The sequence below is a fragment of the Proteus mirabilis ATCC 29906 genome, assembly GCF_000160755.1.
Lineage (GTDB): Bacteria > Pseudomonadota > Gammaproteobacteria > Enterobacterales > Enterobacteriaceae > Proteus > Proteus mirabilis.
Window position 1 is genome coordinate 69,357 of record NZ_GG668580.1, and the last position, 13,035, is coordinate 82,391.

Consider the following 13,035-nt stretch of genomic DNA (forward strand, 5'->3'; position numbering starts at 1 on the left):
AACAACGCCTCAATATAAGACGTATTATTGAGTTAAAGCGCTACTAATCCCTTAGAATACAGTAATGAAGGTGAAGCCTTATTCGTGGAGGTGGGTGATGTTGTTTTTTCTGGCTACGTTGACGAGAAACATAAATGGCAGCCATACCAAATAAAAGTAATACCGCCCAAGTATAAAAAAGCGGTTCAATCGCTAAAGGAGGAATCGATAAGAGTGATTTAGCACTTAATTCGCAGGTTGAAAGTGAATATTTCCCTTCACTTGCATTTTGTTGCTCTGCAATTGGCGTCGAGAATGAGGACTGTGTTTGCGAAACAGCAGATGCTAAGCGCTCACTAATCACATGAGCCCCCATAGAGCGCTGAACAATACAACACAAGATCAGCAATACTGTTATCAACACTAGCCAGCGACCTGACCGCCAATTATGCATAGATTTCCTCATTTGTTGACCTGCTATCTTAACGGTAATCTACAGACAAACAACTCCTTAAGATAAACTTTACAAATTCTTTTCTTTTTTAGATTAACGCCTTTTTCTTCTTTGTTCTTTTTAACCTTTAACTTCTCATGGTTATTACCATAATAATTTTAAATATTGAAAATCACTTCCAAAAAACATTGAACAATTTTTTATTTCATCCTTTTATTGAGAGATAGCTCTCGTATTTGGAATATGGCACTTCCCAACCGTATGTTATTTGTTCTATTTATTAACATTATCAAAACAAATTAAAACAAAAAAGTAACACAAAGCAACACATCAATATCACCACGACAGGAGTTATTATGCGCATGCGTAAACTAGCATTATCATTAATGATTTTAGGGGCTGCAGGAGCTGTGCAAGCAGAAGAACTCACTGGTACCTTAAAAAAAATCAACGATAACGATATTATTATTGTTGGTCATCGTGAATCCTCTGTTCCTTTTTCATACTACGATAATCAACAAAAAGTGGTCGGATACTCTCAAGACTATTCCAACCTGATTGTTGAGGCAGTAAAAGAAAAATTAGGCAAACCTAACCTACAAGTTCGTCTTATCCCTATCACTTCTCAGAATCGAATTCCACTATTACAAAATGGTACATTTGACTTTGAGTGTGGCTCAACGACCAATAATCTCGCTCGCCAACAACAAGCTGATTTCTCGAATACTATTTTTATTGTTGGTACACGTTTACTTGCGAAAAAAGACAGTGGAATTAAAGATTTTGCTGATCTTGCGGGCAAAAATGTGGTTGTTACGTCAGGCACCACATCTGAAATGTTACTCAACAAGCTCAATGATGAGAAAAAAATGAATATGCGCATTATTAGCGCAAAAGATCATGGCGACTCATTCCGTACACTTGAATCAGGGCGTGCCGTTGCTTTTATGATGGATGACGCCTTATTAGCGGGTGAACGTGCTAAAGCGAAAAAACCTGCGTTATGGGAGATTGTGGGAACACCTCAATCGGAAGAAGCTTATGGCTGTATGTTACGCAAAGGTGATACACAATTTAAGTCGTTAATTGATGAAACCATTGCTAATGCGCAAAAATCTGGCGCAGCAGAAAAATCGTTCAATCGTTGGTTTAATGCCCCAATTCCACCGAAAAACCTCAATTTAGAATTCACTATCTCGGATGAAATGAAAGCACTGTTTGCATCACCAAATGATAAAGCATTGAACTAACAATGCATATAAGTAATTGATGCAAAATTAATAATTATAAAGTATCTGTTGGACAGACAGATCAGTGAAGTTTGGGGCAGCCGTTCCCTGCCCCATTTTTTTCACCGGAGGTGAAATCATGTCGATTGATTGGGATTGGGGGATATTCTTCCAAGAAGCCCCTTTTGGAAATACCACTTACTTAGGTTGGCTTATTTCAGGCTTTCAAGTTACTGTCGCTTTATCTCTTTGTGCTTGGATCATTGCTTTTATTGTCGGCTCTTTTTTTGGTATTTTACGAACCGTACCTAATCGCTTGCTCTCTAGTTTAGGGGCTATCTATGTTGAACTATTTCGTAACGTCCCCCTGATTGTACAATTCTTCACATGGTATTTAGTGATCCCTGAACTCTTACCACAAGCTATTGGTGATTGGTTCAAAATGGACTTAACGCCGAATATCCAATTCTTTGTCTCTTCAGCACTCTGTTTAGGTTTGTTTACCGCAGCGCGCATGTGTGAACAGGTGCGGGCGGCAATCAATTCATTACCAAGAGGACAAAAAGCAGCAGGCTTAGCACTAGGCTTAACACTGCCACAAACCTACCGCTATGTTTTATTACCTAATGCTTATCGCGTCATTATTCCGCCAATGACCTCTGAAATGCTGAACTTAGTCAAAAACTCTGCAATCGCCTCAACGATTGGCCTGATTGATATGGCTGCGCAAGCGAATAAATTATTAGATTATTCAGCTAAAGCTTATGAATCCTTTACCGCTATCACGCTAGCCTATGTCTTTATTAACGTCATTATTATGTTGATTATGCACTGGTTAGAAAAACGGGTGCGTTTACCTGGCACAGCAGGAGGTCAATAATGTACGAGTTTGACTGGAGTTCTGTTGTTCCTAGCCTACCTTTTTTAATGGATGGCATGGTCATTACTTTAAAAATCACCATAACAGCAATTGTTATCGGTATTTTATGGGGAACAATACTTGCAGTGATGCGCTTATCTACTTTTAAGCCCATCAGTTGGTTTGCGGCCGCTTACGTTAATACCTTTCGTTCTATTCCTTTAGTGATGGTATTACTGTGGTTCTATTTAATTGTGCCTAACATATTACAAAATGTTCTAGGCCTTTCACCAAAAAGTGATATCCGTTTAATTTCAGCAATGGTAGCGTTCTCTCTATTTGAAGCTGCTTATTACTCTGAAATCATCAGAGCAGGTATACAAAGTATCAGTAAAGGCCAGTTTTCAGCATCCTTAGCTTTAGGAATGACAAAATCACAAACGATGCGTTTAGTGATTTTACCTCAAGCATTTCGTGCCATGATCCCTTTATTGCTCACACAAGGTATCGTTTTATTTCAAGATACCTCACTCGTGTATGTATTAAGTCTGACCGATTTTTTCCGAACAGCGGCAAATATTGGTGAGCGTGATGGCACACAGGTTGAAATGATCCTTTTTGCTGGTTTTGTCTACTTTATAATTAGTTTCTCCGCTTCAATGTTAGTGAACTTTCTTAAAAAAAGGACTACTTAGATGATTTCCCTAAAAGATGTATCCAAATGGTATGGTCAGTTTCAAGTACTGACAGATTGTTCCACTGAAGTGAAAAAGGGGGAAGTTGTTGTTGTCTGTGGACCTTCAGGATCAGGTAAATCGACGCTTATCAAAACCGTTAATGGTTTAGAGCCTATACAACAAGGTGAAATCCTAGTAAATGATATAAAAGTCAATGATAAACGAACTGATTTAGCTAAGTTACGAGCCAAAGTTGGTATGGTGTTTCAACACTTTGAATTATTTCCTCACCTTTCCATTATTGAAAATCTTACACTAGCGCAAGTGAAAGTCCTTAATAGAGAGAAAGGTGCAGCAAAAGAGAAAGGGCTAAAATTATTAGAGCGCGTAGGCTTAGCCAACCACGCTAATAAATACCCTGCTCAACTTTCTGGTGGTCAACAACAACGCGTTGCTATTGCTCGTGCTTTATGTATGGATCCTATTGCGATGCTATTTGATGAACCCACATCCGCACTTGATCCTGAAATGATTAATGAAGTTCTTGATGTTATGGTTGAGCTGGCTAATGAAGGCATGACCATGATGGTGGTTACACACGAAATGGGCTTTGCTAAAAAAGTTGCTGACCGTATTATTTTTATGGATGAAGGTCGTATTGTCGAAGATAGCCCGAAAAATGACTTCTTTGATAATCCTAAATCAGAAAGGGCTAAAGATTTCCTAGCTAAAATCTTACATTAATCTTCAATTTTCTTTTTCATCCCACTCACTTTTCCCCTTTGCTGGCATGAATTATTACATGCCAGCAAAATATCGCTAAAAATAATCATCAACCTTTGATGACGCAACACAGTAGCAATTAATTCATTTTTATTGCAATAATTAGGCTAACCGCTTGAAAATCTTGCATTTATCATTAACAAAAAAATGCTGTTTTCGCGCTATCTCGCCATTGTGGCAAAAAAGTTATGCAAACAATGGCTTTCCTTGAGATCAATAGTTGTGGCTATTAGACAAAATCAGCTATGCTATGCAAGTCTTAATTCATCATAGCGGTTACCCTTCGGTAGCCATTAATTCACCATAGGATTATCGGTGCCATGCAAGAACAATATCGTCCCGAAGATATAGAGCAAACTATCCAGGAACACTGGGAAAAGAACAATACATTTAAAGTGACAGAAGATAATAACAAAGAAAAATATTACTGCCTGTCAATGCTACCTTATCCTTCTGGTCGACTACACATGGGACACGTCCGTAACTACACCATTGGTGACGTGATTTCCCGTTATCAACGTATGTTGGGTAAAAACGTCTTACAACCTATTGGTTGGGATGCGTTTGGTTTACCTGCAGAAGGTGCTGCCGTAAAAAATAACACTGCACCTGCACCGTGGACTTATGAAAATATCAATTATATGAAAGGCCAGTTAAAAAAACTGGGCTTTGGTTATGATTGGGATCGTGAAGTCACCACCTGTACACCAGAATATTATCGTTGGGAACAGTGGTTTTTCACTAAGCTGTATGAAAAAGGTTTAGTGTATAAAAAAACCTCTGCTGTAAACTGGTGCCCACACGACTTAACCGTACTGGCTAACGAACAAGTCATCGATGGTTGTTGCTGGCGTTGCGACACCCCTGTCGAGCGCAAAGAAATTCCACAGTGGTTTATTAAAATCACCGATTATGCTGAAGAGCTGTTAAACGACTTAGATACGTTAGATGAATGGCCAGAACAAGTTAAAACCATGCAACGTAACTGGATTGGCCGGTCTGAAGGTGTAGAAATTACCTTTGATGTCGCAGATAGCGACGATACCATGACCGTATATACCACACGTCCAGATACCTTTATGGGTGTCACTTATGTTGCTGTGGCCGCCGGTCATCCATTAGCTCAAAAAGCCGCTCAAAATAATCCTGAAATTCAGCACTTCATTGATGAATGCCGTAACATGAAGATGGCAGAAGCTGAAATGGCAACCATGGAGAAAAAAGGTATTGCTACAGGTCTGTATGCTATTCATCCATTAACCCAAGAGAAAGTCGCTATTTGGGTAGCCAACTTTGTCCTAATGGAATACGGTACAGGTGCAGTTATGGCCGTTCCAGGCCACGATGAACGCGACTGGGAATTTGCCACTAAATATGGTTTGCCGATTAAAGCGGTTATTGCTGATGCAGAAGGTAACCAACCTGACTTATCAACAGGCGCTCTGACTGAGAAAAATAGCCTGATTAACTCTGGTGAATTCTCAGGACTTGATAACCAAGCTGGTTTTAATGCTATTGCAGATAAACTTACTGCAATGGGTGTGGGTGAACGTAAAGTGAATTACCGTTTACGTGACTGGGGTGTTTCTCGTCAACGTTATTGGGGTGCGCCAATTCCAATGGCGACCTTAGAAGATGGTACCGTTGTTCCAGTTCCTGATGACCAATTACCGGTTATTTTACCAGAAGATGTGAAAATGGACGGCATTACCAGTCCAATTAAAGCGGATCCTGAGTGGGCTAAAACAACGATTAATGGTCAACCAGCGCTACGTGAAACAGATACTTTTGATACCTTTATGGAATCTTCTTGGTATTACGCACGTTATACCTGCCCTGATTACGACAAGGGAATGTTAGATCCAAAAGCTGCTAACTATTGGTTACCGGTTGACTGGTACATTGGTGGTATTGAACACGCTATCATGCACCTGATGTATTTCCGTTTCTTCCATAAATTGATGCGTGATGCTGGTTTAGTTAATTCTGATGAACCTGCTAAACGCTTACTGTGCCAAGGCATGGTATTAGCAGATGCATTTTATTATACCGGTGAAGATGGCGCTCGCCATTGGGTCTCTCCTGCAGAAGCGATTGTTGAACGTGATGAAAAAAATCGCATCATCAAAGCAACTGACAGTGCAGGCCATGAACTGACTTACGCTGGTATGAGCAAAATGTCTAAATCAAAAAATAACGGCATCGACCCACAAACCATGGTTGAGCGTTATGGTGCTGATACCGTACGTCTATTTATGATGTTTGCTGCACCACCAGAATTAACACTTGAGTGGCAAGAATCAAGTGTTGAAGGTGCGAACCGTTTCTTACGTCGTTTATGGCGTTTAGTTCATGAGCATACCGAAAAAGGAACGACTCAATCACTTGATTTGGCAACATTAACCACAGAGCAAAAAGACTTACGTCGCGATTTACACAAAACTATCGCCAAAGTTTCTGATGATGTAGGTCGCCGCTTAGCATTCAATACGGCTATTGCTGCGATTATGGAGTTAATGAATAAATTAACCCGTGCACCACAAGAGACGGAGCAAGATCGTGCTTTAATGCAAGAAGCATTAGAAGCGGTGGTACGTATGCTTTCTCCTATCATTCCACATGCTTGTTTTGTTATGTGGCAAGCGTTAGGTGGTAAAGAGGATATTGATGTTGCACCATGGCCTGTTGCTGATGAAGAAGCGATGGTCGATGATACGAAACTTATTATTGTTCAAGTTAATGGTAAAGTACGTGGTCGTATCACTGTTCCTGCTAATTCAGAAAAAGATTATGTTCAGGAAATGGCAACAAAAGAGTACAGTGTTGCTAAATATTTAGAAAATGTCACCGTACGTAAAGTGATTTATGTACCGGGCAAATTACTGAACATCGTTGTTGGCTGATAAGGAGGCTTAGTGCGATATCTATTTTCGCTGTTTTTTGCGTTAGCGGTGTTGGTCACCGCTGGCTGCGGTTTTCACCTACAAGGTAAAACCCAAGTTCCAGCTGAATTAAAAACGCTTTACCTAAGCTCTGGTGACCCATACGGGCCACTGTCTCGTGTAATGCGTCAACAATTGAGATTAAGTGGAGTTCAGCTGGTTGAAACGCCAAAAGCAGATATTCCTGTTCTCAAAATTGTTGGATCTTCAGAAAATAAAGAGACTGTCTCTGTGTATCAAGACGGTAAATCGGCTGAACGTCAGCTCACTTTTGTCCTAGATGCACAAGTGATTATGCCTGATGGAACTATCTACCCTATTTCATCACAGGTTTCACGTCCATTCTTTGATAACCCATTAGAAGCATTAGCTAAAGATGCCGAAAATGATATTATCAAACAGGAAATGCGTGAACAGGCTACCGCTATCTTAGTACGTAAATTATTGGTGGTTCACAATGCTGAACGCCAAAAAGCGTCAGAGGCAGCTAAAGCGAAACAGATAATCTCACCAGCCAAATGATCCGCCTTTATCCAGAACAACTTAATGCGCAACTCCAAGAGGGGTTGCGCCAAAGTTACCTACTTTGGGGTAATGAACCGCTATTACTCCAAGAGTCTCAAGATGCCATTCAAACGGTGGCAAAATCACAAGGCTTTACGGAACATTATCAATTTACCCTTGATAACAGCACTGATTGGAATGAAATATATTCACTCTGCCAGTCACTGAGTCTTTTTTCACAAAAGCAATCTATCTTACTCCATCTTCCTGAAAATGGTCCTAATGCGGCAATGTCAGAAAAGCTTTTACGCTTATCTCACGAATTGCATGAAGATCTCTTGTTAATTTTACGTGGACATAAATTAACCAAGGCACAGGAAAATAGCGAATGGTTTAAAACACTCAGCCAGCAAGGTATTTATGTGACTTGCTTAACCCCTGAGTTAGATAAATTACCAAATTGGGTAGCGAGACGCGCCAAGCAAAAAGGCCTTGAGCTTGATGAACAAGGTAATCAATTACTGTGTTACTGCTATGAAGGAAATTTACTCGCTTTAGCTCAAGCAATTGAACGCCTCTGTTTGCTCTATCCTGATGGTAAATTAACCCTGCCAAGAGTTGAAGCGGCTGTCAATGATGCCTCTCATTTTACTGCTTATCATTGGATTGATGCATTATTAGCAGGCAAAACCCAACGGGCATGGCATATCTTGCAGCAACTAAAAAGAGAGGATACTGAACCCGTTATTCTGCTTAGAACATTGCAACGCGAATTAATGCAATTAATTACCTTACATCGTAGCGCTAAAACGGCCTCCTTAAAATCCGTTTTCGATCAACATCGGATATGGCAAAACCGACGTCCGATATTTACCGCCGCGTTACAACGTTTGTCAGAGCATCAATTACTCACTGCCATGCGATTACTTACCCAGATTGAAATAACCCTTAAACAGGATCACGGACAAAACGTTTGGCCTGAACTTCATGCCCTTGGCTTATTATTATGTGGAAAAGCATTACCGGAAGGATTTATTCGCCATGGCTAGCACCAATAATAACTCCCCTTTAATTCATCAAGCCATTGCTCTATATGGTGGTACTTTTGATCCGATCCATTATGGGCATTTACGTCCTGTAGAAGCCCTTTCTGGCTTGATAGGGCTAAAAGAAGTGATTTGGTTGCCTAATAATATTCCCCCTCATCGCCCCCAACCAGAAGCCTCTTCACAACAGCGATTAGCCATGGTGCGGCTCGCATTACAACCTTTTAGTGCTTTCAAAGTCGACACTCGAGAGTTAGAGAAACCGACTCCCTCTTATACCATTGAGACATTAAAAGCGTTTAGACAAGAAATTGGTGAGAAACAGCCATTAGCCTTTATTATTGGACAAGATTCATTACTTTCAATTGATACTTGGCATAAATGGGAAGAGTTGTTAGATGTGTGTCACTTATTGGTTTGCGCTCGCCCGGGTTACCAAACCACATTTACATCACCACAAATGCAAACCTGGCTTGAACAACATCAAACCAAACAGCAAGCAGATATTCACTGTTTACCCGCCGGGAAAATTTTTCTTGCTGATACTCCTTTATACAATATTTCAGCGACCGATATTAGGGCTAGACATAAAGCAGGATTAGATTGTCATGATCTTCTGCCTGAGTCTGTTGAAAACTATATCAAACAGCATCAGTTGTATCGATAACAGATCTTAGAGATTAAAATTGCGCTCTTAAGTCATCAAATACCGCTGGATAAGGTGAAAAATAGCGTTGAGAAAGTAGATAATTATCAGGATAAAACGCCAAGTAGTTTTTCAACCGTGACAAAGGAGCCGAAAGACTCGTTTTTCCTTGCCGATAAGATAAAATCTCTTGTGTTAACAACTGTTTTTGCTCTGCGCTAAGTGCTCGCTTAAAATATCCCGCCATATGCATTAATGCATTGGTATGCCCTTCTCGAGTTGCTGGTATTGACAGTGCTTTCATTAAGGCCTTTTGATACTGCTCGGCAAATTGTAACAGCGGTAGCGAATTAGGGATATTGGCCATATAACGCCCCAATTCTCGATAAGCGACTTGAGAATAAGCCATTAACAAATATTTATATCGACTATGAAATTGGATCAGTGCTTTTTTGCTCAACTTAGCATTTACCTGCTGTTGATAATCAATTAAGGCAAAAAACTGTGTCAGAAAATGTTCCAATCCACTAGGTTGAGAAAATTGTTCAAGGGTTAATTGTAACTCTCCTTCCCCCAAAATCTGCGTGAATAAGGTTGATGAATATTCCCCTTTCATTTTAACCCGACAAATCACTGCCTTATTTTGTCGTTTTTCATCATTATTTTGTTTAATTTCAATGCCTTCATAGCATAACAATTGACAAAATCGTTGCCAATCTGCCTGTAACAATGCGTTTTTGTTACTCGCTATTTCTGAAGTTTGCTCCAAATAATAATAATTTTCTTTCATTCGTCTGTTTCTCTTAGTCACTATCTCAACATTACACCGTATAATGATACAATCATTGACGTGATGATACCGTTATCAGGTATTTCACGAGCATTGACAGACATTGTTTTACTGTTATTCTCACCCTCGGTTCCTATTAAGGGAACTGTGGAGTAAAACTGTCGTCTAATTGGAAAGTTCTTATCTGCCGGCTTTTATTATTTATTATGGCGCAATAAATAGGCATATATGAATTTTTCTAAATCAAGCGTCGAATAGCAACCATACTTGATAGATGTTTTTGCTATCGACAACTGGAATAAATCATCGAGTAAAATAGATTTATTGGTATAAATTCCTTTAAAATAGCGCTTTGTTATTTTCTCGATTGAGTTAACTAAATAGAAAAAGGTGACCCTTTTGCAAGGCTCAGAATTACAGCAATTTATTATTGATAAACTTGAGGATTCTAAAGCTCAAGACATTATCGCATTAGATGTTCGTGGAAAATCAAGTGTCACTGATTACATGATCATCTGTACGGGAACTTCAAACAGACACTTAATGTCTGTCGCCGATAATCTGGTTGATGACTGTCGTGAAGCAGGATTACAACCTTTAGGCATCGAAGGACAAGGCGTTTCTGATTGGATTGTTGTTGACCTTGGTGAAGCCATGGTACACGTAATGCAAGAAGACAGTCGCCGTATGTACGAACTCGAAAAACTCTGGAGCTGAGTTTGAAATTACAGCTCATCGCCGTTGGTACAAAAATGCCGGACTGGATCCAGACCGGCTTTATGGATTATCTTAACCGCTTTCCCAAAGATATGCCCTTAGAACTCATCGAGATCCCCGCGGGTAAACGAGGGAAAAATGCTGATATTAAGCGTATTCTCGAAAAAGAAGGCGAACAGATGTTAGCAGCGGTAGGTAAAGGAAATCGTATCGTCACCCTTGATATTCCTGGCGCCCGTTGGGATACCCCAAAACTTGCCGAGCAACTCGATCGCTGGAAGTTAGATGGAAGAAATGTCAGCTTATTAATTGGTGGCCCTGAAGGTTTAGCCCCCGCTTGTAAAGCAGCTGCAGAACAAAGTTGGTCTTTATCTCCATTAACTATGCCACATCCGCTAGTACGTGTAGTGGTAGCAGAAAGCCTTTACCGTGCATGGAGTATTACCACAAACCATCCTTATCATCGGGAATAATAAATTGGCGGGTAAGTAAGTGAAATCAACTAATGGGATGAAGAAAAGAAAACGCACCCCGTTTCGAGATTATACAGCGGAGTCAAAACTCTTTATCCGCCGTGTTATTGTCGCATTTTCAGGGATCTTAGTTTTAACGGGCATCTTAGTTTTTAACTTGTATCACTTACAAGTCGCTCGCCACGATGATTATCAAACTCGCTCGAATGATAACCGGATCAAATTAGTTCCCATCCCACCGAGCCGAGGCATTATTTACGATCGTAATGGGGTTCCACTTGCCCTAAATCGTACTATCTATCAATTAGAAATCGTACCGGAGAAAGTGGCTAATATCCAAGAAACATTGGAGAGTTTACGAGAGGTCGTTGATTTAACTGACGACGATATTGCTGCATTTGAAAAAGAGCGAAAACGCTCTCGTCGTTTTAGTTCTATTCCGCTTAAAACGTCACTTGACCAAGTGCAAGTGGCACGTTTTGCCATTAATCAATATCGCTATCCCGGATTAGAAATCAAAGGCTATCAACGTCGCTATTACCCTTATGGTTCAGCCCTTACTCATGTTATTGGTTATGTTGCAAAAATTAATGATAAAGATGTAGAACGTCTTGAAAAAGAAGGGCTCTATCCTAATTACGCAGCAACCCGAGATATCGGTAAATTAGGTATTGAACGCTATTATGAATCTGTTTTGCATGGTAAAACCGGTTATGAAGAGGTCGAAGTTAATAGCCGTGGCCGTGTGATCCGCCAATTGCATGAGCAACCACCACAAGCCGGTAAAGATATCTACCTAACTATCGATCTTGAATTACAAACCTATATTGAAACGCTATTAACCACTAGCCGAGCGGCTGTGGTCGTCACAGATCCTCGTAACGGCGAGATATTAGCACTGGTTTCTAATCCAAGTTATGACCCTAACCTATTTGTTGGGGGAATATCTAATACAGACTATCAAGGCCTACTTAATAATCCCGATAGACCATTAATAAACCGGGCAACCCAAGGGCTCTATCCTCCGGCATCAACGGTTAAACCCTTTATGTCTGTTGCAGCCCTAAGTGAAGGGGTTATTACTCCTAACACAACTATCCATGATCCGGGCTGGTGGCAACTGCCCGGCTCTGAAAAACGCTATCGTGACTGGAAACGTTGGGGACATGGAAAACTCAATGTTACTAAATCCATTATTGAGTCAGCAGATACCTTCTTCTATCAAGTTGCCTATGATATGGGTATTGATCGTATTTCCACATGGATGTCTCGCTTTGGCTATGGTGAATACACGGGGATTGACCTGTCTGAAGAGCGTAATGGCATTATGCCAACCCGAGAATGGAAACAACAACGATATAAAAAACCTTGGTATCAAGGGGATACCATCCCTGTTGGTATAGGTCAAGGTTACTGGACGGCGACCCCAATCCAAATGTCAAAAGCGTTAATGACCTTAATTAACGATGGTCAGGTTAAAACCCCTCACTTACTTTATGGCACCAAGTTAGGTAATGAAATGCTACCTTACGTGGATAAAGAGACACGCCAAATTGGCGATATCAACTCCGGTTATTGGGAGTTAGCGAAGTACGGTATGTATGGTGTTGCCAATCTACCCAATGGTACAGGGCGACGTAGCTTTGCTGATGCTCCTTATAAGATTGCTGCAAAATCAGGTACAGCACAGGTATTTAGTTATGAAACCTATAATGCTAGCCAATTAGCAGAACATCTTCGTGATCATAAATTAATGATTGCTTTTGCGCCTTATGAAAACCCTACCGTTGCCGTCTCTATAATTTTAGAAAATGGTGGTGCTGGCCCATCTGTTGGGGATATTACTCGCCAAATACTTGATCACATTATACTTGGAGACAACAACACCGAGTTGCCTATTTCCCCGCCTTCACCGCGTGGCTCAGAGGAATAACCC

The 13,035-nt window shown here is 40.5% G+C and carries 13 protein-coding genes; 11 read left to right on the forward strand and 2 right to left on the reverse strand.

Annotated elements, in window-relative coordinates; genetic code table 11:
- Positions 1-43: 43 nt before the first annotated feature.
- A complete protein-coding gene (locus tag HMPREF0693_RS13585; protein ID WP_004246039.1) occupies positions 44-433 on the reverse strand; it encodes a hypothetical protein in 390 nt (129 codons plus the stop codon).
- Positions 434-789: 356 nt separating this feature from the next.
- Here HMPREF0693_RS13585 and HMPREF0693_RS13590 point away from each other — a divergent pair, with 356 nt between their 5' ends.
- The 8 genes from HMPREF0693_RS13590 (at position 790) to nadD (ending at position 9,140) form a co-directional block, all read left to right on the forward strand.
- Entirely contained in the window at positions 790-1,683 is an 894-nt protein-coding gene (locus HMPREF0693_RS13590; RefSeq protein WP_004246040.1) for an amino acid ABC transporter substrate-binding protein, read from the forward strand.
- Positions 1,684-1,801: 118 nt separating this feature from the next.
- Entirely contained in the window at positions 1,802-2,542 is a 741-nt protein-coding gene (locus HMPREF0693_RS13595; RefSeq protein ID WP_004247440.1) for an amino acid ABC transporter permease, read from the forward strand.
- On the forward strand, positions 2,542-3,216 hold the full coding sequence (gltK, locus tag HMPREF0693_RS13600) for a glutamate/aspartate ABC transporter permease GltK (protein ID WP_004246042.1): 675 nt from the start codon (positions 2,542-2,544) through the stop codon (positions 3,214-3,216). The genes HMPREF0693_RS13595 and gltK overlap by 1 nt, the downstream gene beginning before the upstream one ends.
- Entirely contained in the window at positions 3,217-3,942 is a 726-nt protein-coding gene (locus HMPREF0693_RS13605; protein ID WP_004246043.1) for an amino acid ABC transporter ATP-binding protein, read from the forward strand.
- A 359-nt stretch (positions 3,943-4,301) separates the two neighbouring features.
- A complete protein-coding gene (gene leuS / locus HMPREF0693_RS13610) occupies positions 4,302-6,884 on the forward strand; it encodes a leucine--tRNA ligase (RefSeq protein WP_004246044.1) in 2,583 nt (860 codons plus the stop codon).
- A gap of 12 nt (positions 6,885-6,896) precedes the next feature.
- Positions 6,897-7,445 (forward strand): LPS assembly lipoprotein LptE, encoded by a 549-nt coding sequence (gene lptE / locus HMPREF0693_RS13615; protein ID WP_004246045.1) that lies wholly within the window; start codon positions 6,897-6,899, stop codon positions 7,443-7,445.
- Positions 7,442-8,476, forward strand: a complete 1,035-nt coding sequence (holA, locus tag HMPREF0693_RS13620; protein ID WP_004246046.1) for a DNA polymerase III subunit delta — start codon at positions 7,442-7,444, stop codon at positions 8,474-8,476. Before lptE ends, holA begins: the two co-directional genes overlap by 4 nt.
- Complete coding sequence (gene nadD, locus HMPREF0693_RS13625; protein ID WP_004246047.1) at positions 8,469-9,140, forward strand: nicotinate-nucleotide adenylyltransferase; 672 nt, start codon at positions 8,469-8,471, stop codon at positions 9,138-9,140. The genes holA and nadD overlap by 8 nt, the downstream gene beginning before the upstream one ends.
- A gap of 13 nt (positions 9,141-9,153) precedes the next feature.
- Here nadD and HMPREF0693_RS13630 read toward each other — a convergent pair whose 3' ends face one another.
- Positions 9,154-9,909 (reverse strand): YbgA family protein, encoded by a 756-nt coding sequence (locus tag HMPREF0693_RS13630; RefSeq protein ID WP_004246048.1) that lies wholly within the window; start codon positions 9,907-9,909, stop codon positions 9,154-9,156.
- A 390-nt stretch (positions 9,910-10,299) separates the two neighbouring features.
- On the opposite strand from HMPREF0693_RS13630, the gene rsfS reads away from it, so the two are divergent.
- The 3 genes from rsfS to mrdA are packed head-to-tail and all read left to right on the forward strand — an operon-like array spanning position 10,300 to position 13,032.
- Positions 10,300-10,626, forward strand: a complete 327-nt coding sequence (gene rsfS, locus HMPREF0693_RS13635; RefSeq protein WP_004246049.1) for a ribosome silencing factor — start codon at positions 10,300-10,302, stop codon at positions 10,624-10,626.
- Between the two features lie 2 nt (positions 10,627-10,628).
- On the forward strand, positions 10,629-11,099 hold the full coding sequence (rlmH, locus tag HMPREF0693_RS13640) for a 23S rRNA (pseudouridine(1915)-N(3))-methyltransferase RlmH (protein WP_004246050.1): 471 nt from the start codon (positions 10,629-10,631) through the stop codon (positions 11,097-11,099).
- Positions 11,100-11,136: 37 nt separating this feature from the next.
- Positions 11,137-13,032, forward strand: a complete 1,896-nt coding sequence (mrdA, locus tag HMPREF0693_RS13645) for a peptidoglycan DD-transpeptidase MrdA (RefSeq protein WP_004246051.1) — start codon at positions 11,137-11,139, stop codon at positions 13,030-13,032.
- Positions 13,033-13,035 lie beyond the last annotated feature (3 nt).

What these genes read in the sequence shown, in the direction of transcription:
- HMPREF0693_RS13585 (WP_004246039.1), bottom strand. Translation starts at nt 433, where the DNA reads ATGCATAATTGGCGGTCAGGTCGCTGGCTAGTGTTGATAACAGTATTG.
- HMPREF0693_RS13590 (WP_004246040.1), top strand. Translation starts at nt 790, where the DNA reads ATGCGCATGCGTAAACTAGCATTATCATTAATGATTTTAGGGGCTGCA.
- HMPREF0693_RS13595 (WP_004247440.1), top strand. Translation starts at nt 1,802, where the DNA reads ATGTCGATTGATTGGGATTGGGGGATATTCTTCCAAGAAGCCCCTTTT.
- gltK (WP_004246042.1), top strand. Translation starts at nt 2,542, where the DNA reads ATGTACGAGTTTGACTGGAGTTCTGTTGTTCCTAGCCTACCTTTTTTA.
- HMPREF0693_RS13605 (WP_004246043.1), top strand. Translation starts at nt 3,217, where the DNA reads ATGATTTCCCTAAAAGATGTATCCAAATGGTATGGTCAGTTTCAAGTA.
- leuS (WP_004246044.1), top strand. Translation starts at nt 4,302, where the DNA reads ATGCAAGAACAATATCGTCCCGAAGATATAGAGCAAACTATCCAGGAA.
- holA (WP_004246046.1), top strand. Translation starts at nt 7,442, where the DNA reads ATGATCCGCCTTTATCCAGAACAACTTAATGCGCAACTCCAAGAGGGG.
- nadD (WP_004246047.1), top strand. Translation starts at nt 8,469, where the DNA reads ATGGCTAGCACCAATAATAACTCCCCTTTAATTCATCAAGCCATTGCT.
- HMPREF0693_RS13630 (WP_004246048.1), bottom strand. Translation starts at nt 9,909, where the DNA reads ATGAAAGAAAATTATTATTATTTGGAGCAAACTTCAGAAATAGCGAGT.
- mrdA (WP_004246051.1), top strand. Translation starts at nt 11,137, where the DNA reads ATGAAGAAAAGAAAACGCACCCCGTTTCGAGATTATACAGCGGAGTCA.